20 protein-coding genes are annotated in these 20,870 nt (G+C 73.8%); 6 read left to right on the forward strand and 14 right to left on the reverse strand.

Annotation, left to right across the window (positions count from 1 at the left end):
- Nucleotides 1-182: 182 nt before the first annotated feature.
- The 11 genes from H505_RS0101935 to H505_RS0101985 all read right to left on the reverse strand — a co-directional run bounded on the left by H505_RS0101935 (nt 183) and on the right by H505_RS0101985 (nt 13,238).
- A complete protein-coding gene (locus tag H505_RS0101935; RefSeq protein WP_026400614.1) occupies nt 183-1,190 on the reverse strand; it encodes a LacI family DNA-binding transcriptional regulator in 1,008 nt (335 codons plus the stop codon).
- 11 nt (nt 1,191-1,201) lie between these two features.
- Nucleotides 1,202-2,593, reverse strand: a complete 1,392-nt coding sequence (locus H505_RS0101940) for a GH1 family beta-glucosidase (RefSeq protein ID WP_034516156.1) — start codon at nt 2,591-2,593, stop codon at nt 1,202-1,204.
- Nucleotides 2,593-4,929 (reverse strand): alpha-xylosidase, encoded by a 2,337-nt coding sequence (yicI, locus tag H505_RS0101945; RefSeq protein WP_026400616.1) that lies wholly within the window; start codon nt 4,927-4,929, stop codon nt 2,593-2,595. The genes H505_RS0101940 and yicI overlap by 1 nt, the downstream gene beginning before the upstream one ends.
- Before the next feature lie 2 nt (nt 4,930-4,931).
- Entirely contained in the window at nt 4,932-5,828 is an 897-nt protein-coding gene (locus H505_RS0101950) for a carbohydrate ABC transporter permease (RefSeq protein WP_233617521.1), read from the reverse strand.
- Complete coding sequence (locus tag H505_RS0101955) at nt 5,825-6,751, reverse strand: carbohydrate ABC transporter permease (RefSeq protein ID WP_026400618.1); 927 nt, start codon at nt 6,749-6,751, stop codon at nt 5,825-5,827. The genes H505_RS0101950 and H505_RS0101955 overlap by 4 nt, the downstream gene beginning before the upstream one ends.
- On the reverse strand, nt 6,748-8,031 hold the full coding sequence (locus tag H505_RS0101960) for an ABC transporter substrate-binding protein (RefSeq protein ID WP_026400619.1): 1,284 nt from the start codon (nt 8,029-8,031) through the stop codon (nt 6,748-6,750). Before H505_RS0101960 ends, H505_RS0101955 begins: the two co-directional genes overlap by 4 nt.
- 237 nt (nt 8,032-8,268) lie before the next feature.
- Nucleotides 8,269-9,636 carry a protein kinase domain-containing protein gene (locus H505_RS39350; protein WP_051300037.1) on the reverse strand — a complete coding sequence of 456 codons (1,368 nt, stop codon included), beginning with the start codon at nt 9,634-9,636 and terminating at the stop codon, nt 8,269-8,271.
- Nucleotides 9,637-9,693: 57 nt separating this feature from the next.
- Entirely contained in the window at nt 9,694-10,491 is a 798-nt protein-coding gene (locus H505_RS0101970; protein WP_026400620.1) for a putative hydro-lyase, read from the reverse strand.
- Entirely contained in the window at nt 10,488-11,378 is an 891-nt protein-coding gene (locus tag H505_RS0101975) for a 5-oxoprolinase subunit C family protein (protein WP_026400621.1), read from the reverse strand. Before H505_RS0101975 ends, H505_RS0101970 begins: the two co-directional genes overlap by 4 nt.
- Nucleotides 11,375-12,001: a 5-oxoprolinase subunit B family protein gene (locus tag H505_RS0101980; RefSeq protein ID WP_026400622.1), complete on the reverse strand. Its 627-nt coding sequence runs from the start codon at nt 11,999-12,001 to the stop codon at nt 11,375-11,377. The genes H505_RS0101975 and H505_RS0101980 overlap by 4 nt, the downstream gene beginning before the upstream one ends.
- A gap of 7 nt (nt 12,002-12,008) precedes the next feature.
- Nucleotides 12,009-13,238, reverse strand: a complete 1,230-nt coding sequence (locus H505_RS0101985) for an NRAMP family divalent metal transporter (RefSeq protein ID WP_026400623.1) — start codon at nt 13,236-13,238, stop codon at nt 12,009-12,011.
- Nucleotides 13,239-13,333: 95 nt separating this feature from the next.
- Here H505_RS0101985 and H505_RS0101990 point away from each other — a divergent pair, with 95 nt between their 5' ends.
- Nucleotides 13,334-14,017 carry a GntR family transcriptional regulator gene (locus H505_RS0101990; RefSeq protein WP_026400624.1) on the forward strand — a complete coding sequence of 228 codons (684 nt, stop codon included), beginning with the start codon at nt 13,334-13,336 and terminating at the stop codon, nt 14,015-14,017.
- 25 nt (nt 14,018-14,042) lie between these two features.
- Here the strand turns inward: H505_RS0101990 and H505_RS0101995 are convergent, their stop codons facing one another.
- The gene (locus H505_RS0101995; RefSeq protein WP_026400625.1) at nt 14,043-14,675 is read right to left on the reverse strand and encodes a GntR family transcriptional regulator; all 633 of its coding nucleotides are present in this window, start codon (nt 14,673-14,675) and stop codon (nt 14,043-14,045) included.
- A 170-nt stretch (nt 14,676-14,845) separates the two neighbouring features.
- Between H505_RS0101995 and pdhA the strand changes: the two genes are divergently transcribed.
- From pdhA to H505_RS0102020, 5 genes are all read left to right on the forward strand, one after another.
- Nucleotides 14,846-16,000: a pyruvate dehydrogenase (acetyl-transferring) E1 component subunit alpha gene (gene pdhA, locus H505_RS0102000; RefSeq protein ID WP_026400626.1), complete on the forward strand. Its 1,155-nt coding sequence runs from the start codon at nt 14,846-14,848 to the stop codon at nt 15,998-16,000.
- An 11-nt stretch (nt 16,001-16,011) separates the two neighbouring features.
- Nucleotides 16,012-17,031, forward strand: coding sequence for an alpha-ketoacid dehydrogenase subunit beta (locus H505_RS0102005; RefSeq protein ID WP_026400627.1), 1,020 nt, complete (start codon nt 16,012-16,014; stop codon nt 17,029-17,031).
- A complete protein-coding gene (locus H505_RS0102010; RefSeq protein WP_026400628.1) occupies nt 17,028-18,347 on the forward strand; it encodes a dihydrolipoamide acetyltransferase family protein in 1,320 nt (439 codons plus the stop codon). Before H505_RS0102005 ends, H505_RS0102010 begins: the two co-directional genes overlap by 4 nt.
- An 89-nt stretch (nt 18,348-18,436) precedes the next feature.
- Nucleotides 18,437-19,090, forward strand: a complete 654-nt coding sequence (gene pnuC, locus H505_RS0102015) for a nicotinamide riboside transporter PnuC (RefSeq protein WP_026400629.1) — start codon at nt 18,437-18,439, stop codon at nt 19,088-19,090.
- On the forward strand, nt 19,087-20,202 hold the full coding sequence (locus H505_RS0102020) for an AAA family ATPase (protein WP_026400630.1): 1,116 nt from the start codon (nt 19,087-19,089) through the stop codon (nt 20,200-20,202). Before pnuC ends, H505_RS0102020 begins: the two co-directional genes overlap by 4 nt.
- Here H505_RS0102020 and H505_RS0102025 read toward each other — a convergent pair.
- Nucleotides 20,199-20,501, reverse strand: a complete 303-nt coding sequence (locus H505_RS0102025) for a hypothetical protein (RefSeq protein WP_026400631.1) — start codon at nt 20,499-20,501, stop codon at nt 20,199-20,201. The two genes, H505_RS0102020 and H505_RS0102025, sit on opposite strands and share 4 nt — an antisense overlap.
- A complete protein-coding gene (locus H505_RS0102030; protein ID WP_026400632.1) occupies nt 20,498-20,794 on the reverse strand; it encodes a hypothetical protein in 297 nt (98 codons plus the stop codon). The genes H505_RS0102025 and H505_RS0102030 overlap by 4 nt, the downstream gene beginning before the upstream one ends.
- Nucleotides 20,795-20,870 lie beyond the last annotated feature (76 nt).

Consider the following 20,870-nt stretch of genomic DNA (forward strand, 5'->3'; position numbering starts at 1 on the left):
TTGGGTGGACTCGCCCCCGATGATCGGTTTGTCGAAGCGCTTCGACGATGAGCGCCCGGAAAGCCCCCTTTCTGGTGGACGGTGCGGAACGGTCGGGCGGACCGGGCCGGGCCGGGACCGGCCGGTGCGGACCGGCCGGTGCGGGACGGCCGGTGCGGGACGGGCGGTGCGGGACGGGCGGGTCAGCGGGCGGCGGTGCCGCTGCTGGCGCGCGGCGTCAGCGTCGGCGGCAGCAGCGTCGCCGCCGGGACCGGCTCGCCCTCCAGCTTGGCCATGAGCAGCTCGACGGCCCGGCCGCCCACCTCCTCGGCCGGGATCGCGACCGACGACAGCGGCGTCTCGGCGTGCTCGGCCACCTCGTCCGGGCAGATCGCGACGACCGACACGTCCTCGGGCACGCGGCGGCCCTCGGCGCGCAGCGCCCGGACGACCGTGTCGACGACCGGCTCGTTGTGCACGAGGATCCCGGTGAGGTCCGGGCGCTCCCGCAGCAGCCGTCCGACCAGGTCCTTCGCCGCGTCCGCGCTCGCCTCGCACGGGTGGACGCCGCCGGCCATGCCGTGCTCGCGGACCGCCTCGGCGAACCCGTCGGTGACCCGCCGCGCGAAGCCGGTCTCCCGCGCGTACACCTCCGGCGGGGAGCCGATCATCGCGACCTCGCGGTGCCCGAGCGCCGCCAGGTGCCGGGCGCAGGCCGCGCCCGCCGCGTGGAAGTCGAGGTCGATGCAGGTCAGGTCGTCGGCGTCGGCGGGGAACCCGATGAGCACGCTCGGCCGGTCGAGGGACCGCAGCAGCGGCACCCGCGGGTCGCGCATCTGCACGTCCATGACGATGAGCGCGTCGACGAGCGCGCTGTCGGCGACGCGGCGCAGCCCGTCCTCGCCCTCCTCCTGGGTGAGCAGCAGGACGTCGTGGTCGTGCCGGCGCGCGGCCGTGACGACCGACGTCGCGAACCGCATCACGACGGGCACCGCGACGCCGCTGCGCAGCGGCAGCATCAGCGCGACGACGTTGGAGCGGCTGCTGGCGAGGGCGCGGGCCCCGGCGTGCGGGCGGTAGCCGAGCTCCCGGATGCTGGCGCGGACGCGCCGCCGGGTCTCCTCCGAGATCGAGCGCTTGCCGCTCAGCACGTAGGAGACGGTGCTCGGCGACACGCCCGCGTGCCGCGCCACATCGGTGATCTTGACCACGGACCGTCCCGTCACTCCGCCGACCGGGAAGCGTCGATCGTAGCCCCGTGCGCCGCGATCGCGTCGCGGTACCAGAACGCGCTGTCCTTCCACGTGCGCTCGCCCGTCGGGTAGTCGACGCGGATGAGGCCGAAGCGCTTCGAGTAGCCGTAGGCCCATTCGAAGTTGTCGAGCAGCGACCAGGCGAAGTAGCCGCGGACGTCGGCGCCGCCGTCGATCGCGCGCCCGACGGCGGCGATGTGGTCCCGCAGGTAGGCGACGCGGCGCCCGTCCCGGACGCCGCCGTCCGCGGCGGCCTCGTCGTCGAACGCGGCGCCGTTCTCGGTCACCATCAGCGGCGTGCCCGGGTACTCGCGGTGCAGCCGCAGGAGGAGCTCCTCCATGCCGGTCGCGTCGATCGGCCAGCCCATCGCCGTGTACGGGCCGGGCTGCTCGGCGAACTCGACGTCCTCGCAGCCGACGAACGGCGTCGCCGCCCCCTGCCGGTGCCCGTCGGCGTGCTCGCGCGGCGACGTCCCGTCCCAGGTCCGGACGAGCGTCGGCGAGTAGTAGTTCACGCCGAGGACGTCCAGCGGCGCGGCGACGGCGTCCTCGTCGCCGTCGCGCACGAACGACCAGTCGGTCAGCCCGGCGGTGTCGTCCCGCAGGTCGGCGGGGTAGCCGCGGCCGAGCATCGGGTCGAGGAACACCCGGTTCGACACGGCGTCGACCCGCCGGACGACCTCGTCCTCGCCGCGCAGGTGGTGCAGGTTCAGCGTGACGGAGTGCTGCGCGGACGGCGACACCGTCCCGCGCAGCGCCCGGTTCGCCAGCCCGTGCCCCAGGTTGAGGTGGTGCGCGGCTTTCAGCGCGTCCACGGGGTCGGTGCGGCCGGGGGCGTGCACGCCGGACGCGTAGCCGAGGAACGCCGAGCACCACGGCTCGTTCAGCGTCGTCCAGGTGTGGACGCGGTCGCCGAGGGCCCGCCCCATGTGCTCGGCGTAGTCGGCGAACCGGTGCGCGGTGTCGCGCGCGGGCCAGCCGCCGGCGTCCTCGAGCTCCTGCGGGAGGTCCCAGTGGTAGAGGGTCGCGACGGGCGCGATGCCGTGGTCGAGCAGCTCGTCCACCAGGCGCGAGTAGAAGTCGATGCCCTTCGGGTTCGGCGCTCCGCCGGGCAGCACGCGCGACCAGGAGATCGAGAACCGGTACGCGCCGACGCCGAGCCGGGCCATCGCCGCGACGTCCTCGCGCCACCGGTGGTAGTGGTCGGTGGCGACGTCGCCCGTGTCCCCGTTCAGGACCTTGCCCGGGGTGCGGCTGAACACGTCCCAGACGGACGGCGCGCGGCCGTCCTCGGCCGCCGCCCCCTCGATCTGGTAGGACGCCGTCGCCGTGCCCCAGAGGAAGCCTTCGGGAAATCCCATCAGTCCTGCCCTTCTTCCAGCGTGATGACGACTTCGTCCGCGGCCGCCTCGACGCGCACGCCCTGCGGGTGCGCGGCGGCCGTGCCGCCCTCGACGGCGGCGGCGCGGGCGTTGACGAGCAGGACGCTCCACGCGCCCGCGCCCGACGCGGCCACCCGGACGGCCGAGCCGTCGCGTTCGGTGGTGAACACCGCGTCCCCGACCCGCGTGACGACCCGCGCGCCGTCCCCGAGGCCTTCGCGGGGCTCGTACACCCGCAGCGTGACGCCGTCCGCGTGGTCGTAGTCCGGACGGTCGCCGACCGCGCCCTCGGGGACCACCGCGCCCGGACGCACCAGCAGCGGGAGGCTGTCGAACCCGTGCGTCTCCCGCACCCAGCGGCCGCCCGCGACCCGCTCGCCCGTCGCGAAGTGCGTCCACACGCCGTCCGGCACGTAGTACGCGACCGTCCCGTCCTGCGCGAACACGGGGGCGACGAGGAGGTCGTCGCCGAGCATGTACTGCCGTTCGAGGTGCGTGCAGGCGGGGTCGTCCGGGAACTCCAGGACCATCGCGCGCATCATCGGCAGGCCCCCCTCGTACGCCTGCCGCGCGGCCCCCGCCAGGTACGGCATCAGCCGCATCTTCAACTCCGTGAAGGCGCGCAGGACGTCGACGGACTCCTCGTCGAACAGCCACGGCACCCGGTAGGAGTGGCTGCCGTGCAGGCGGCTGTGCGACGACAGCATCCCGAACGCGATCCACCGCTTGAACAGCGCGGGGTCGGGCGTGCCCTCGAACCCGCCGATGTCGTGGCTCCAGTACCCGAACCCGGTCATGCCGAGCGACAGGCCGCCGCGCAGGCTCTCCCCCATCGCCTCGAACGTCGACTCGCAGTCGCCGCCCCAGTGCACCGGGAACCGCTGCCCGCCCACGGTGGCCGACCGGGCGAACACCACCGCGTCGTCCTCGCCGCGCCTCTTCTGCAGCAGCTCGAACACGGTCTTGTTGTAGAGGTACGTGTAGTAGTTGTGCGCGCGCTCCGGGTCGGACCCGTCGTGGTACACGACGTCCGTGGGGATCCGCTCGCCGAAGTCGGTCTTGAAGCAGTCGACGCCCATCTCCAGCAGCGCGTCCAGCTTCGCCGCGTACCACTCGCGGGCCTCGGGGTTGGTGAAGTCGACGACCGCGAGGCCCGGCTGCCACTTGTCCCACTGCCACACGTCCCCGTCCGGGCGCGTCAGCAGGTAGCCGTTCGCGCGCCCCTCCTCGAACAGCGGCGACCGCTGCCCGATGTACGGGTTGATCCACACGCAGATCCGCAGGCCGCGCTCCTTCAGCCGCCGCAGCATCCCCGGCGGGTCGGGGAACACGCGCGGGTCCCACTCGAAGTCGCACCACTGGTACTCGCGCATCCAGAAGCAGTCGAAGTGGAACACGCTGAGCGGCAGGCCCCGCTCGGCCATCCCGTCGATGAACGACGTGACGGTCGCCTCGTCGTAGGACGTCGTGAACGACGTCGACAGCCACAGCCCGAACGACCAGTCGGGCAGTTTCGCCGGGCGCCCGGTCAGCGCCGTGTACTTGCGCAGGATGTCGCGCGGCGTCGGGCCGTAGATGACGAAGTACCGCATCGACTGACCCTCGACGCTGAACGACGTCCGCGTCACGACCTCCGACGCCACCTCGAAGGACACGCGTCCCGGATGGTCGACGAACACCCCGTAGCCCGCGTTCGTCAGGTAGAACGGCGCGTTCTTGTACGCCTGCTCGCTGGCCGTGCCGCCGTCGGCGTTCCACACGTCCACCGACTGCCCGTTGCGCGCCAGCGGGCCGAACCGCTCGCCGAGCCCGTACACGACGTGGTCGACGCCGAGGTCGAGCTGCTCGCGGACGTAGTGCCGGCGGCCCTCGGGCCAGCGGTCGTCGGTCTCGATGACGGCCGCGGCCTTCGGGGCGCTGCCGGTGAGCCGCCGCCCGTCCGCGAGGAAGTCGACGCCCCACGTCCCGTCCCGCCGGACCCGCACGGTGAGCGCGCCGGACGTCAGCGTCGCCGCGTCCCCGCCCTCCGGGGCCTCGACGACCACGTCGGGCGACGCGTCCGCCAGCGCGAACGCCGGCCCGCGGGCCCGCTCCCCCGCGAAGTGCGTGAGCGTCACGCCGATGACGTCCGGCATCGGCGACGTCGCCGTCACCGTCACCACCGGGCCCTTGAGCAGGTCGCCGCGGTGCCGGATCCGCTGGACGGGCGCGTGCACGGTGAGCGAGTCCGGCCCGGCGTCGACGTCGAGGACCTCCACCGGATGACTCGCGTGCACACCTTCGCGCATCATCCAGTAGCCGTCGCTGAACTTCATTGCTACTTCACTGCTCCTGCCGTGAGACCGCGCGACAGCGTGCGCTGGAAGACGAGGAAGAAGAGGACGGTCGGGAGCAGGCCGAGCAGCGAGGCGGCGCTGGACATCGTGGCGTCCATCATCCGCTGGCCCTGCAGGACGCCGAGCGCGACCGAGACCGTCTGGTTGTCGTTGGAGATGAGGAAGACCATGGGGATCAGGAACTCGTTCCAGGTCCACACGAAGAAGAAGACCATCAGCACCATCAGCGTCGGCCGGACCACCGGGACCACGACCCGCCACAGAATCTGGAACCGTCCGGCGCCGTCGATGCGGGCCGCCTCCAGCAGCGGGCGCGGGAACGCCGACAGCACCGACGACAGCAGGTAGGTGCCGAACGCGCTCTGGATCACCGTGAACACGATGATCACCGCGATGCGGGTGTCGTAGAGGCCGAACTCCTTGGACAGGTAGTACAGCGGGTAGACCAGCGCCTCCTGCGGCAGCGTGTTCGCCAGCAGCAGCAGGACGAGCACCCACATGCGCCCCTTGATGCGCCCGATCCCGAGCGCGTACGCGTTCAGGACGGACAGCAGCACCGCGAGGACCGCGACCGAGCCGCTGATCACGGCGCTGTTGACCAGCACCTGCCCGAAGTCGGTCCGCTCCCAGAACGCGCGGACGCCGTCCAGGTCGACGCCCTCCGGCAGCGCGAGCGGGCCGTTGGCCGAGTACTCCTGCGGGGTCTTCAGCGCGTTGGCCAGCACGACCGCGAACGGGATCAGCATGATCCCCGCCATCGCGACCAGCGCGACCAGCACCGCGTAGGCGCCCGGGCCGCGGCGGCGGCGCCGGCGCCCGGACGCGTCCGGGCGGGCCCCGGCCGGCGTGCCGGCCCGCTTGGTGAGCGTCGCGGTCACCGGTCCTCCCCTTCCAGCTCGCGTCCCTGCGCGCGCAGGAAGACGACGGTCAGCGCGATGATCACGAGGGTCAGCACGGTCGCGATCGCCGAGCCGTAGCCCACGTCCTGCTTCTCGAAGAAGTTGACGTAGGAGTAGTAGGACGGCACGTTCGTCGACCCGCCCGGACCGCCCTTGGTGAGGACGAAGATCTGCGGGAACGCCTTCAGCGCGGCGATCGTCGTCCACAGCAGCACCACGAAGATCTCCGGGCGGATCTGCGGGACGGTGACGTGCCAGAAGCGGCGCGCCCACGACGCCCCGTCGATCTCCGCCGCCTCGTACAGCGACGGGTCGACCCGCTGCAGGCCCGACATGAAGATCACCAGCGGGAACCCGATCTGCGTCCACACCATGACGGCCAGGACGGACCAGAGCGCGGTGTCCGGGTCGCCGAGCCAGTTCTGCGCGAGGGAGCCGAGCCCGACCGCCTCCAGCAGCGCGTTGACCGCGCCGTCGTCGGGGGCGAGCAGCCAGCTCCACACCACGCCCGCGATGACGACCGGCAGCACCTGCGGCAGGTAGATGCAGGCGCGCAGGACGGCCGCGGTGCGGGACCCGAAGTGCCGGTCGATCAGGTCGGTCAGCGCGCCGGCGAGGACCAGCCCGATCACCGTCGGGACGATCGCCATCCCGAGGATCACGAGGACGTTGTTGCGGAACGAGGACCAGAACCGCTCGTCCCCCATCAGCTTCTCGTAGTTCTCCAGGCCCACCCACTCGGGGCTGCCGACGCCCGACCAGTCGGTGAAGCTCGTCCCGATGTTCATCAGGAACGGGACGCCGATGACGCCGGTGAACAGCAGCAGCCCGGGCAGCAGGTAGGGGAGGTAGGCGAGCCGGCCGCCGAGGCCGCCGGCCCGCCCGGACGTCCGCCCGCTCATTCCGGCAGGCCGTCCTCATAGGCGGTCTGCAGGGTGGAGAGGGCCTCCTTCGGGTCCTCGCCGTTCATGATCTGCTGCGTCTGCGCGACCAGGGCGTCGTAGAAGCCCGCCACCGGCCAGTCCGGGTAGTAGGCGAGCTTGCCGCCCTCGGCCAGCTCGTTGAAGTCCGCGATGAGCCGCTTCGACTTCTCGTCGGTGATCGCGCCCGGGTCGGCCGCGATCGGGATGCCGCCCGCGTTGCCGAGCTGGTTCTGGATGTGCTTCTGCAGCGTGATGTTGATGAAGTCGTAGGCGAGCTCCTTGTTCTCGGAGCTCTCCGGGACGACCCACAGGTTGCCGCTGGAGCCGAGCGTGAACTTCGCCTCGGGCCACACGAACGTGCCCCAGTCGAACTTCGACTCGGCGTTGACGCGGCCGAACCACCAGCTCCCGGAGAACATCATCGGGTACTCGCCCTTCATGAAGGCGACCCCGGCCTCCTCGGCCTTCTGCCCGACGGTGTTCTTGTCGACGTAACCCTTGCCGACCCACTCCTTGAACGTCGTCGCGCCGTGCGTCCACGCCGGGTCGGTGAAGTCGACCGGGCCGGTGTAGCGCTGCAGGCTGTCGATCCAGGTGCGGTCGGCCCGCGCCAGGGCGTGCTGGTAGACGAACTGGTGCGCCATGTACTCGGCGCCCGCGTTGGTCAGCGGCGTGACGCCCTTGGCGACGAACGCGTCGAGCGCCTCGGTGAACTCGGCCATCGTGGTCGGGACCTCGACGCCGTGCTCCTCGAACAGCTCCTTGTTGTAGTACACCATGACGTACTCGGCGTAGTTCGGGACGCCGAACCACTTCTCGCCGCCCATGACGCCCTTGTCGTCGTACTTGGCGGTGACGGCGACGTTCGGGTCGATCAGCTTGTCCCAGCCCCGCTCGGCCACCTCGGCCGTCATGTCGGTGAGGAGGCCCTGCTTGGACAGCGCCCCGGCCGTGGCGTTGCCCTTGTTGTACTCCATGATGTCGGGGGCGTCGTCGGAGTTCAGGACCATCGAGGCGGTCTTCTGGATCTGCTCGAAGCCCTTCTCCTCGAACTCGACCTTGACGCCCGGGTGGGTCTTCTCGAACTCCTTGATCGCCGCGTTCCACGCGACGCCCATGGCGCTGTCGGGGGACTCGTAGTGCCAGAGCCTGAGGACGTTCGGGTCGGACTCGGCGTCGCCGCCGCCGCAGCCCGCGAGCGCGAGGGCGCTCGCGGCCACCGCCGCGAGCAGGGCCGCGCCCCTGCCTGCCTTCATCATGGGGGTTCCTCCGGGGGTGGGACGGAGCCGGTGTCCGGGTGAGCGGACGTCCGGGGGTGGGGTGTGGGGGTGTACGCGTTCCAATCGAAGCGCTTCGACTCGTGCGTCGAAGCGCTTCGATTGCCGGGGATGCTAGCCCGAGGGCGGGCGCCGCACAATAGGTTGCCCCCACCCGATTTCCTGATCACCTCCGTGACCTGCACAAACAGGTTGGGAGCGCTCCCAACTCGGGCGGGCTCAGCGGCAGCGCGAGCCGTTCAGCACGAACCCCTCGGGCGTCCCGCCTCCCCCGGCGCCGCTCCCGAGGAAGCCGAACTCGACCGTGCCGCCCGCCGGGATCGACCGGTTCCAGTCCGCGGGCGTGACCGTCACCGCGGGGCCGTCCTGCACCGGCGTCCCGTTCCACAGCTGCGCGACGGACTGCCCGTCGGGCAGCTCGAAACCGAGCCGCCAGCCGTCGATCGGGCCGTCGCCGAGGTTGGTGATACGCACCGTCGCCTGGAACCCCTCCGGCCACGTCCCGTCGACCCGGTACGCGACCTCGCACGCCGCGCCCTGCGCGACGGCCGGCGGCCCGCCGTCCGTCCCGGCCGGGGGCGCGCCGCCCGCCGGCGGGTCGTCCGGCGACAGCGCCGCCAGCAGCACCGCCACCAGCGCCACCGCGCCCGCCACCGCGCCCGCGATGGCGAACGGCCGGCGGGCCGACGCGGGCCCGTCGGCAAGGCCGTCCGTGAGCCCGTCCGCGGGGGTGGCCGGGTCGGGGCCCGGGAGCGGGTCGTCGAGGACGCGGGTCCGGTCGTGCCGCCCCGGCCCGGGCGGCGGGGCCGGGGCGTCGGGCGGCACGCGGACGAGCCGGACGCCCGCGACCGCGGCGAGCGCGCGGGCCGCCTCCGCCGCGCCCGGCCGGGCGCCGGGGCGCGGATCGGCGCAGCGGCGGCACAGCGCGGCGAGGTCCGCGGGCACGTCGGCGGGCAGGTCCGCCGCCTCGGGCGGGCCGCCGGTGAGCGCCTGCCGGAGCACGACGCCGAGCGAGAACACGTCCGCGGCCGGGGACGGCGGCGCGCCCGCCGGCAGCTCGGGAGCGGTGTAGGCCGGGGTGCCGAGGACCGGCCCGCCCGCACCGTCCGGCCCGGTGAAGGCGATGCCGAAGTCGAGCACCTTCACCGCGACCGGCGTGAGGAAGACGTTCGCGGGCTTGATGTCGCGGTGCACGACCCCGGCCGCGTGGGCGGCGGCGAGGGCGTCCGCGATGACCGCGCACACCTCGGCCGCCTCCCGCCACGGCAGCGGTCCGCGCGCCAGCCGGTCGGCGAGGGTCTCCCCGTCGAGCAGCTCCATCACGACGTACGGGACGCCGCGGTGCTCGCCGTAGTCGTGCACGCCGGTGATGTTCGGGTGCACGAGCCCGGCGGCGGCCCGCGCCTCCCGCCGCAGCCGCCGGGTGAACTCGTCCGGCCACCCGTCGCGGGGCACCTTGACGGCGACCGGGCGGTCGAGGACCAGGTCGTGGGCGCGCCACACGGTGGCCATGCCGCCGCTGCCGAGGAGCCCCTCGATGCGGTAGCGCTCCCCCGGCAGGTCGCCCGGCCCCACGGTCTCCGGCATGCCCGCAGCCTATGCCAGCAGGGATCCCGCCTCGCGGAGGCGGGATCGCGGGGCGGGTCAGGGGACCAGGTAGTCGGTGTCGCGCGCGTCGGTGATCGCCATGTGCCCGGGGGCGTGGCCGATCGCGAACTTGGGCCGGGACGCCGTCACGGCGGCCTGCGGGGTGACGCCGCACGCCCAGAACACCGGGATCTCGTCCGCCCGCACCTCGACGGGGTCGCCGTAGTCGGGGCGGCCGAGGTCGGTGATGCCGAGCTCGGCGGGGTCGCCCACGTGCACGGGGGCGCCGTGGACGGACGGGTAGCGGGCGGTGACGCGGACGGCGTCGGCGACCCGCGCGGCGGGCACCGGGCGCATCGACACGACGAGCGGGCCGCCGAACTCGCCCGCGCGCCTGCACGTCCGGTCCGTCCGGTACATCGGGACGTTCACGCCCTGCTCGACGTGCCGGATCGGGACGCCCGCGTCGCCGAGCGCCGCCTCGAACGTGAAGCTGCAGCCGATCAGGAAGGACACGAGGTCGTCGCGCCAGTACTCGGTGGCGTCGGTGACCTCGGCGACCGGTTCGCCGTCCTCGTACACGAGGTAGCCGGGCAGGTCGGTGCGCAGGTCGCCGGGGAAGATCGGCGCGGAGACCGCGCCGGGGTCGGTGACCTCGAGCAGCGGGCACGGCTTCGGGTTGCGCTGCGCGAACAGCAGCAGGTCGTACGCCTGGTCGCGGGGGACGGCGATGAGGTTCGCCTGCGTCCGTCCCGCGCACCAGCCGGCGGTGGGGACGCGCAGCCCGGCGCGGAACAGCGCGCGGGCCTGGCCGGGGGTCAGGGCCTTCGGGTCGAGGGGGGCGGTCTGGGTCATGGCGACTCCTGCCTGAGGTCCGGTGCGGGGACGGGACGGAACCGGAGCCGCTGCCCGGGGCGGGCCTGGGCGGCGCGCCCCACGTCGGCGGCGGCGACGACGGCGATGACCGGGTAGCCGCCGGTCAGCGGGTGGTCGGCGAGGAACAGCACGGGACGCCCGGACGGCGGGACCTGCAGCGCCCCGGTCACCGTCCCCTCGCTGGGTAGCTCGCCGCGATCCGCGTGCTTCAAACGCGGTCCGTCCAGCCGCATCCCGACGCGGTCGGTCTCGCTGGTGACCTCGAACGCGCCGCCGAACAGCGCGTCGAGGGCGCCGGGGGCGAACCAGTCGTCCCGCGGCCCCGGGACGGCGCGCAGCTCGACGGTCCCCGCGGGCGGCGGCGGAACGGGCAGGACGTCCAGCAGCGGCGCAGCGTCCGGGGGCGGGCCGACGGGCAGGACGGCGCCGGGTGCGAGCGGCGCCGGGCCGAGGCCCGACAGCGTGTCGGTGGCGCGGGAGCCGAGGACGGGCGGGACGGCGACGCCGCCGCGGACCGCGAGGTAGCTGCGCAGCCCGGTCGGCGGCACGCCGAGCCGCAGCTCCGCGCCGTCCGGGACGTGCAGGACGGCGTTCGGCGGGGCGGGGCGGCCGTCCAGGACGAGCGGGGCGGGGGCGCCGGTGACGGCCGCGAACACGCCGCCGCGGCTGCGGACCCGCAGGCCGCCGAGGGTGACCTCGATCGCCGCGGCGCCCTCGGGGTTGCCGAGCGCGCGGTTCGCGAGCCGCAGGGACGCGGGGTCGGCGGCCCCGGACGTCCCGACGCCGAGCGCCGCGTGGCCGCGGCGGCCGAGGTCCTGCACGGTGGCGAGCGGGCCGGTCGCGAGGACGTCCAGGAGCCGCTTCACCGCGCCGCCCCGCTCTCCGGGGCCGCCTCGACGAACCGCACCCGCACGCCCGGCCGCAGCAGGGCGGGCGGGTCGCGGTCGAGGTCCCACAGCGGCACCCGGGTGGACCCGATGAGCTGCCAGCCGCCGGGCGACTCGGCGGGGTAGACGCCGCTGAACCGCCCGGCGAGGCCGACCGCGCCCGCCGGGACGCGCACCCGCGGGACCGCCCGGCGCGGGACGTCCAGCCGGGGGTCGCCGCCGTCGAGGTAGCCGAAGCCGGGCGCGAACCCGGTGAAGGCGACCCGCCAGGGCGCGGCGGCGTGCGCGGCCGCGACCTCGCGGGGCGTCAGCCCGGTCAGCCGGGCGACCTCGGGCAGGTCGGGGCCGTCGTAGGTCACGGGGATCTCCACGGTGCCGGCGGTCCCGGCCGCCGCGCCGGGCCGCGCGGTGCGCACGGCGCCGGCGACGGCGGCCGGGTCCGCGCCGCGGTCGAGCAGGAGGGTGAGGGTGCGGGCCGCCGGGACGATGTCGGCGACGCCGGGCGGCGGGGCCGCGGCCAGGGCCGCGTACAGGCCCAGCATCTCCGGCAGGCCGGGGAGTTCGACCAGGAGGGCGGCGTCGCCGCTCGGCAGGATCCGCACCCGCGCCTCACGCCCAGAGTTCGTCGAGGCCGGACAGCGAGTTCCAGCCGAGGTACAGGGACAGCAGCCAGGCGGCGATGCCCAGCGCGAGCAGCCACTTCGGGAACCGGTACCCGCCGAGCAGGTCGCGGCGGCGCGCCGCCACCCACAGCAGGACGGCGAGCCCGAACGGCAGGATCAGCCCGTTGAGGGCGCCCGCGAGCACCAGCAGCTTGGCGGGGGCGGTCCCGATCGCCAGGTAGATCACCGTGGAGACCGCGATGAACCCGACGACGAACCAGTTGCGGTACTTCTCGACGACGGACCAGAACGACACCAGGAACGACACCGACGTGTACGACGCGCCGATCACCGAGGTGATCGCGGCGGACCACATGATCAGGCCGAACACGCGGAGCCCCGCCTCCCCGGCGGCGTGCTCGAACGCCGACGGCGCCGGGTTGGCCTCCGCGAGCTTCGCGCCGCCCGCGACGACGCCGAGCACCGCGAGGAACAGCAGGACCCGCATCAGGCCGGTGACCAGGATGCCGGTGACCGCGCTGCGGTTGATGCGGGAGACGTGCTCCGGCCCGGTGATCCCGGACTCGATCATCCGGTGCGCGCCCGCGTAGGTGATGTACCCGCCGACGGTCCCGCCGATCAGCGTGGTGATGATGAGGAAGTCGACCTCCTCGGGGGCGGCGGCCTGCACGAGGGCGTCCCCGAGGGGCGGGTCGGACACGATCGCGACGTACAGCGTCATCAGGATCATCACGCCGCCGAGCACCACGACGATCCGGTCCATCGCGATCCCCGCGCGCTTGCTCAGGAAGATCGCGACGGCGACGAGCGCCGAGAGCGCTCCGCCGATCTTGACGTCCAGGCCGAACAGCGCGTTCAGGCCGAGCGCCGTCCCGGCGACGTTGCCGATGTTGAACACGAGGCCGCCGAAGACGTCCAGTGCCGCCAGGGCGTAGCCGCCGCCGGGCACGACGCGGTTGCCGAGGTCCTGGGCGCGCCTGCCCGAGACCCCGACGACGCGCCACACGTTGAGCTGGATCGCGATGTCCACCAGCACGGACACGAGGATGGCGAAGGCCATCGCGGCGCCGAGCTGGGCGGTGAACACCGTGGTCTGGGTGATGAATCCGGGGCCGATGGCGCTGGTGGCCATCAGGAACATGGCGCCGATGAGCGCGCCACGCCGGGATCGGTCCGGCGGGGCGGGGGTGGCGTCCACGCTGGTGGAGTCGGTCATGATCGGGCCCTTCGGGGGTACGACTTTCCGCAAGCGTAAGGATTGTTCAACAATCCAGCAATCCCCTTGTGGACCCATTCCGCTAAGCTGATCCCGTGACGTGGCTCGATGACATCGCGGCGGCCCGCCACGGACTGGACCGCTCGAGCACCGCCGCACGGGTCGCCGACCTGCTCCGCGACCAGATCACCGACGGCGCGCTCGTCCCCGGCGCCCGCCTCCCCGAAGAGGACCTGTGCCGCGCCGTGAAGGTCTCGCGCAACACGATGCGCGAGGCGTTCCGGCTGCTCGTCCAGGAGCGCCTGCTGGTGCACGAGTTCAACCGCGGCGTGTTCGTCCGCCGCGTCGGCGCCGACGGGCTGTCCGACCTGTACCGGGTGCGGCGGATCCTGGAGTGCGAGGGCGTCCGGTGCGCCCCCGCGGCCGGGCGGGAGGCGGTCGACCGCGTGCGGGAGGCCGTCGAGGACGGCGAGGCCGCCGCCGCCGCGGGCCGCTGGCCGGACGTCGGCACCGCCGACATCCGCTTCCACCGGGCCGTCGCGGCGCTCGTCGGGAGCCCGCGGGTCGACGAGATGATCCGCCACCTGATGGCGGAGATGCGCCTGGTGTTCCACGAGATGGGGTCGCCGCGCGAGTTCCACGAGCCGTACCTTGCCCGCAACCGGCGGATGTACGACCTGCTGGCGGCCGGCGAGCACGAGGCGGCCGAGCGGGAACTGCGCTCCTACCTGGACGACGCGGAGGCCCAGCTCATCCGGGCCTACCGCGAGAAGGAGTGACCGGCCCCCACGGTGCGCCGCCCGTTCACGGCGCGTAGTTCATGACGTGGTCGTGCAGCATGCGCGGAGCCTCGGGGTCGCGCCGCCGGAACGCCTCGATCAGCTCGGCGTGCTCGGCCGACTTGGAGTAGATCTCCGTCTGGTGCAGGCGCAGCGACAGCGTCGTCCACAGCTCGATGCCGAGGCCCTCCCACACCGACACCAGCAGCCGGTTGCCGGCCGTCTCGACGATCTCCCGGTGGAACGCGATGCTCAGCCGCATCTGCGCGTGCAGGTCGCCGTCCCGCGCGGCCTCCGCGAGCCGCCGGTTGTGCTCCTCGAGGGCGTCCAGCCGCTCGCCGATGTGCGGGAGCGCCAGCTCGACGGCCGTCCGCTCGAGGCCGGCCCGCACCGGGAAGATCTCGGCGAGGTCGCGTTCGGTGAAGTCGCGGACGCGCGCGCCCCGGTTCGGCAGCGACTCGATCAGCCGCTGCGCCTCGAGCTGCCGGAGCGCCTCGCGCACCGGCCCCTGGCTCACGCCCAGCTCGGACGCGATGCGCCGCTCGACGATGCGCTCCCCCGGCTCCCAGCGGCCGGCGCTGATGCCCTCCACGATGAACTCGCGGATCTGATCGGCGAGACCGGTGCGGAGCAGCTGGGCGGGAGTGGGCGCGTTCACGGTACTGCATCGTAGTCCTACGCCCGGTAAGTAAAGCTTGACCGGGGGGCCGTCCGGCGGCGGGGTAAGCGGGTCTTGACGAGGTAGAATATGATCGATCATAGATCAATGATGATCGGTGAGCGTCGTGGCGATCCTACGGCGTTACCCCCGAGTTAGGAAGGTCGCCGATGGCTGAGACGACCAGGTCGGCCGGCACCGCCGCCCCGGCCCGCACCCGCAGGACGCGCGGCGCCAAGGCGTCCGGGCGCCAGACCGCCCCCGAGACGGCGGCCGCGCCGGACGCGGACGCGCCGACCGGCACCGTCGGCCCGGACACCGACGCGGAGACGCTCATCGGCTACTACCGGCAGATGCTGCTGATCCGCCGGTTCGAGGAGCGGGCCGCGCGCGCGTACACCGAGGCGAAGATCGGGGGCTACTGCCACCTGAACCTCGGTGAGGAGGCCACGGTCGTCGGGCTGATGGCCGCGCTGCGGCCCACCGACTACCTGTTCACGAACTACCGCGAGCACGGCTACGCGATCGCCAAGGGCATCGGCCCCGACCGCGTCATGGCCGAGCTGTACGGCCGCTCCACCGGCGTGTCCAAGGGCTGGGGCGGGTCCATGCACATGTTCGACACCGAGGCGCGGCTGCTCGGCGGCTACGGCATCGTCGGCGGGCAGCTCCCGCTCGCCGCGGGCGCCGCGCTCGCCGTCAGCTACCGGGGCGGCGACGACGTCGTCATGTGCCAGATGGGCGACGGGACGACCGCGATCGGCGCGTTCCACGAGGCGCTCAACATCGCGGGCCTGTGGGACCTCCCCGCCGTGTTCGTCGTGATCAACAACGGGCTGGGCATGGGGACCACGGTGGAGAACTCCTCGGCCGAGCCGGAGCTGTACAAGCGCGGCGCCGCCTACCGGATGGAGTCCGCCCGCGTCGACGGGACGGACGTCGTCGCCGTGCGGGACGCCGCGGTGCTCGCGGTCGAGAAGGCCCGCGCGGAGAGCCGCCCCTACCTGCTGGAGACGATCAGCCCCCGGCTGAAGGGCCACTCGGTCGTCGACCCGGCCCGGTACCGGTCGAAGGAGGAGAGGGAGTCCCTCAAGGCCGCCGACCCGCTGGCCCGCATGGCGCTGGACCTCGCCGACCGGGGCATCCTGTCCCACGACGCGCGGGACGCGCTGGACGCCGAGGTCACCGCCGAGGTCGACGCCGCCGCGGCGTTCGCCGACGAGAGCCCCGCGCCGGACGTCTCCACCCTGTTCGACTACACCTACGCCACCCCGGTCCCGGGCGAGCTGCGCCGCCTGCCCGCGGACCCCGTATTCAGTTCCTGAGGAGCCGTCCGATGGCAACCGTCACCTACCGCCAGGCCCTCCGGGACACGCTCCGCGCCGAGATGATCAGGGACGAGAACGTCTTCCTGATGGGCGAGGAGATCGGGCTGTTCGAGGGCTCGTACAAGATCACCGAGGGGCTGCTGAAGGAGTTCGGGCCGCGCCGGGTGCGCGACACCCCGATCGCCGAGGAGGGGTTCGTCGGCGCCGCGATCGGCGCCGCCATGCTGGGCCTGCGCCCGGTCGTGGAGGTCATGACGATCAACTTCTCGCTGCTGGCGCTCGACCAGATCGTCAACCACGCGGCGAAGATCTACGGGATGTTCGGCGGGCAGGCCAGCGTCCCGATGGTCATCCGCACCCCGGGCGGCGGCGGGCAGCAGCTCGGCGCCACCCACTCGCAGAACGTCGAGCTGTTCTACTCGTTCATCCCGGGCCTGAAGGTCGTCGCGCCGAGCACGCCCGCCGAGGCGTCCGCCATGCTCAAGGCCGCGATCCGCGACGACGACCCGGTGCTGTTCCTGGAGAACCTCGCCCTCTACAACACCAAGGGCGAGCTGCCCGCCGCGGTCGAGGACGTCGCGCCCGGGCAGATCGGCCGCGCGGCCGTCACCCGCCCCGGCACCGACATCACGCTGATCGGCTACTCCCGGATGGCGCGCGTCGCCGCCGAGGTCGCCGAGACCCTCGCCGGCGAGGGGATCTCCGCCGAGGTCGTCGACCTGCGCAGCCTGCGCCCGCTGGACCGCGCGACGATCGTGGAGTCCGTCCGCAAGACGGGCTGCGCCGTCGTCGCCGAGGACGACTGGCTGACCTACGGCATCGGCGCCGAGATCGCCGCCACCATCCAGGAGGGCGCCTTCGACTGGCTGGACGCGCCGGTGCGGCGCGTCGCGATGGCCGAGGTGCCGCTCCCCTACGCCAAGTCCCTGGAGTCGGCGGCGCTGCCGTCCGCCGGGTCCCTGCTCACCGCCGCCCGCGACACCCTCCGCGCGACCGGCCGGCTCGCCGCCCTGGAGACCGCTTCATGACCGAGATCCTCATGCCCCGCCTCTCCGACACGATGGAGGAGGGCGTCATCAGTTCCTGGCAGAAGCAGCCGGGCGACGAGATCGCGGTCGGCGACGTCCTGGTGGACATCGAGACCGACAAGGCGGTCATGGAGTACGAAGCCTACGAGGCCGGCGTGCTCGAGAAGATCCTCGTCGGGGAGGGCGAGACGGCGGCGATCGGCGCGCCGATCGCGGTCGTGGTGCCGAAGGGCGCGGCGTCCGGCGCCGCCCCGGCGGCCGAGCCGGCGCCCGAGGCGAAGGCCGAACCGAAGGCCGAACCGGAGGCGGAGCCGGAGCCCGCGGCGGAGCCGGAGCCCGCGCCGAAGACCGAGGCCGCGCCCGCTCCGGCGGCGAAGCCGGAGGCGCCCGCCCCGGCGCCGCGGCGGACGGGCGCGTCCCGCCCGCCCGCGTCGCCGCTCGCGCGGCGGCTGGCCCGCGACCACGGCATCGACCTGGCCGCGCTGTCCGGTTCGGGCCCCGGCGGACGGATCGTCCGCGCCGACATCGAGGCCGCGGTCCGCTCCGGCGGCGCCGCGCCGCAGCAGGCGCCCGCCGCCGCGGCCCCGGCCGCCGCGCCGTCCGCGCCCGCGGCCGCGTCCCGGGCCGACGACCCGGACGTCGAGGCCGTGCCGCTGAACCGGTTCCGCAAGGTCGCGGCCCGGCGGCTCACCGAGAGCAAGCAGAACGCGCCGCACTTCTACCTCAACCGCGAGGTGGACGCCGATGCCCTCGTCGCGTTCCGCCGGACGGTCAACGAGGCGCTCGCCCCGGCCAAGGTCAGCGTGAACGACCTGGTCGTCAAGGCGTGCGCGACGGCGCTGCGCGAGCACCCGGCCGTCAACGTCTCCTACACGGAGGAGAGCCTCCTCTTCCACAAGCGCGTGCACGTCGGCGTGGCCGTCGCGGTCGAGGACGGCCTGGTCGTCCCGGTCGTCCGGGACGCCGACCGCAAGAGCGTGTCGGAGATCGGCCGCGAGACCCGGGAGCTGGCCGGGCGGGCGCGCGACGGCAAGCTGTCGGCGAACGACATGAGCGGCGGGACGTTCAGCGTCAGCAACCTCGGCATGTTCGGCGTCGACTCGTTCTCCGCGGTGATCAACCCGCCGGAGGCGGCGATCCTCGCCGTGGGCGCCGTCCGGGACGAGCCGGTGGTGCGGGACGGCCAGGTCGTCCCGGGCAAGCGGATGGCGGTGACGCTGTCGGTGGACCACCGGGCGTGCGACGGCGCGACGGCCGCCGCGTTCCTGGCGCGGCTGGCGGAGCTGCTGGAGAACCCGCTGCTCATCGTGGCCTGACGGGCGGCCCGCCGCTCGGCCGGCGGTCCGGTCCCGCCCGGGTTCCCCGGACGGGACCGGACCGCCGGTGATATGCGAAGATCGCGGTCATGGCGGTGAACGTTCCCCTGGGTCCGCTGCTCGACCCGGCCTTCCACCTCGGCTCGGTCCCGACCACGTGGGCGGAGCTGCTCGGTTTCGCGACGGGCGCGGTCAACGTGTGGCTGGTCGTCCGGCAGAACATCATGAACTGGCCGATCGGCATCGCCAACGTCGTCCTGCTCGGCCTGGTCTTCCTCGACGGCGGGCTGTACGCCGACGCGGGGCTGCAGATCGTCTACATCGGGCTGCAGGCGTACGGCTGGTGGGTGTGGCTGTACGGCGGCGAGGGCCGCGACGCCCTGCCCGTCCGGCGCACGACCCGCGCCGAGTGGGCGGCGCTGCTCGCGGCCGGCGCGGCCGGGACCGCCGCGATCACCTGGCTGCTGACGGCGTTCACCGACTCGACCGTCCCGTTCTGGGACGCGCTGACGACGGCCCTGTCGCTGATGGCGATCTACGGGCAGTCGCGCAAGCTGCTCGAGTCGTGGTGGATCTGGATCATCGCCGACCTCGTGTACATCCCGCTGTACTTCCACAAGGACCTGAAGCTGACGAGCGCCCTCTACATCGTCTTCCTGTCGCTGTGCGTGGCCGGCCTCACCGCCTGGTACCGGGACTGGCGGGGCACCGGACGCGCGGAGCCCGCCCCGGCGGCCGCATGACGTACGAGCACGGCCTCGTCATCGGCAAGTTCTACCCGCCGCACGCGGGGCACCACCATCTGATCGACACCGCCGCCGCGGCGTGCGCCCGGGTGAGCGTGGTCGTCGCGGCGTCCAGCGTCGAGAGCGTCCCCCTCGCACTGCGGACGGCGTGGCTGCGGGAGGCGCACCGGCAGCCGAACGTCGAGGTCGTCCCGGTCGTGGACGACGCCGAGATCGACTACGAGTCCGACGCGGCGTGGTCGGCGCACGTCGCCGCGTTCCGCGCGGGGCTCGCGCTCCGCTCGGGGCTCGGCGTCAACGTCCCGCCGGTCGACGCGGTGTTCAGCTCCGAGCCCTACGGGCCCGAGCTCGCCGCGCGGTTCTCCGCCGCGCACGTCCCGGTGGACCCGCCGCGGGAGCGGTTCCCCGTCAGCGGGACGGCCGTCCGCGCCGACCCGGCCGGGAACTGGCAGTGGCTGTCCCCGCCCGTCCGCGCGTACCTGGCCCGCCGGGTGGTGGTGGTCGGCGCGGAATCGAGCGGCACCACCACGCTGGCGCGCGCGCTGGCCGCGCACTACGCCGAACGCGGCGGCGTGTGGGCGGCGACCCGGTGGGTGCCCGAGTACGGCCGCACCTACACCGAGGAGAAGCTCGCCGCCGCGCGCCGGGAGGCCGGCGACGCGTCGCTGTGGCTGGACGACCTGGTGTGGGAGTCCGCCGAGTTCACGCGGATCGCCGAGCGGCACGCCGCGCTGGAGGACGCCGCCGCCCGGTCGGGCTCGCCGCTGCTCGTCTGCGACACCGACGCGTTCGCGACGGCCGTGTGGCACGAGCGCTACGTCGGCGGCCCGGCGCCCGACGTCGAGGCCGTCCACGAGCGCGTCCCGCACCACCTGTGGATCCTCACCGATCCGGCGGGCGTCCCGTTCGTGCAGGACGGCTGGCGCGACGGCGAGTCGGTCCGGACGTGGATGGCGGACCGGTTCCGGGAGGAGCTGAAGCGGCGCGGCCTCCCCCACGTCGCGGTCACCGGCCCCCACGAGGAGCGCCTGGCCGCCGCGGTCGCCGCGGCCGACGGCCTCCTCGCCGAGCCCTGGCCGTTCGCGGCTCCCCTGACCGCCCGGGGCTAACCGGCCCAGACGAGGTCGGCGACGTAGAACTCCTTGATGTCGGCGAGGACGAGGTACTCGATGCAGGCCGCGGTGCCGGGCGCGCTGTGGGTGTAGTGGACGCCGACGCCGTCGAGGGGGCGGCCCGGCGGCGGCAGGCCCGCGTCGACGGCGGTGCCGCCGTGCCGGGCGAGGTCGCAGAGGAAGTCGACCAGATCGTCCCGGATGGGCGGCGGCACGGACTCGAGCACGTCGGCCGCGACCTCCGAGCAGTAGACGGTCCAGCCGCTCTTCTCCCGTCGCGGCGCTCCGGCGGTCACCCGCGGGGGCGGGGACCGCGGCGCGCGGCGATGTCGTCGAGGGCGACGGCGCCCCGCCGGTCGAGGGCGCGGGCGCGGCGCCGCTCCCGGTCGGGCAGCTGGTCGAGCATCGCCTCGGCGTACCAGCCGGACAGGACGTCGTCGAGTTCGCGGCCCTGCTCGGCGCCGCGGACCTCGGCGATGAACGCGGCGCGCTTCTCGCGGGACAGGTGCGCGCCGATGCCGTCGATGGTGCGCGGGATGCGGTGCACCCGCCCGTGGTGGCGCGGGGGTTCGGCCGGCATGGCGCTCATCGGACTCCCCTCCGTCGGTCCCGGAGACGCTACCGCGCGCCGCCGACATCGCCTCCCATGATGGCCGGGGCGGGGC

This window comes from Actinomadura rifamycini DSM 43936, from assembly GCF_000425065.1.
GTDB classification, from domain to species: domain Bacteria; phylum Actinomycetota; class Actinomycetes; order Streptosporangiales; family Streptosporangiaceae; genus Spirillospora; species Spirillospora rifamycini.

What these genes read in the sequence shown, in the direction of transcription:
- H505_RS0101940 (WP_034516156.1), bottom strand. Translation starts at nt 2,593, where the DNA reads ATGGGATTTCCCGAAGGCTTCCTCTGGGGCACGGCGACGGCGTCCTAC.
- yicI (WP_026400616.1), bottom strand. Translation starts at nt 4,929, where the DNA reads ATGAAGTTCAGCGACGGCTACTGGATGATGCGCGAAGGTGTGCACGCG.
- H505_RS0101955 (WP_026400618.1), bottom strand. Translation starts at nt 6,751, where the DNA reads ATGAGCGGGCGGACGTCCGGGCGGGCCGGCGGCCTCGGCGGCCGGCTC.
- H505_RS0101960 (WP_026400619.1), bottom strand. Translation starts at nt 8,031, where the DNA reads ATGATGAAGGCAGGCAGGGGCGCGGCCCTGCTCGCGGCGGTGGCCGCG.
- H505_RS39350 (WP_051300037.1), bottom strand. Translation starts at nt 9,636, where the DNA reads ATGCCGGAGACCGTGGGGCCGGGCGACCTGCCGGGGGAGCGCTACCGC.
- H505_RS0101970 (WP_026400620.1), bottom strand. Translation starts at nt 10,491, where the DNA reads ATGACCCAGACCGCCCCCCTCGACCCGAAGGCCCTGACCCCCGGCCAG.
- H505_RS0101985 (WP_026400623.1), bottom strand. Translation starts at nt 13,238, where the DNA reads ATGACCGACTCCACCAGCGTGGACGCCACCCCCGCCCCGCCGGACCGA.
- pdhA (WP_026400626.1), top strand. Translation starts at nt 14,846, where the DNA reads ATGGCTGAGACGACCAGGTCGGCCGGCACCGCCGCCCCGGCCCGCACC.
- H505_RS0102005 (WP_026400627.1), top strand. Translation starts at nt 16,012, where the DNA reads ATGGCAACCGTCACCTACCGCCAGGCCCTCCGGGACACGCTCCGCGCC.
- H505_RS0102010 (WP_026400628.1), top strand. Translation starts at nt 17,028, where the DNA reads ATGACCGAGATCCTCATGCCCCGCCTCTCCGACACGATGGAGGAGGGC.
- pnuC (WP_026400629.1), top strand. Translation starts at nt 18,437, where the DNA reads ATGGCGGTGAACGTTCCCCTGGGTCCGCTGCTCGACCCGGCCTTCCAC.
- H505_RS0102020 (WP_026400630.1), top strand. Translation starts at nt 19,087, where the DNA reads ATGACGTACGAGCACGGCCTCGTCATCGGCAAGTTCTACCCGCCGCAC.
- H505_RS0102030 (WP_026400632.1), bottom strand. Translation starts at nt 20,794, where the DNA reads ATGAGCGCCATGCCGGCCGAACCCCCGCGCCACCACGGGCGGGTGCAC.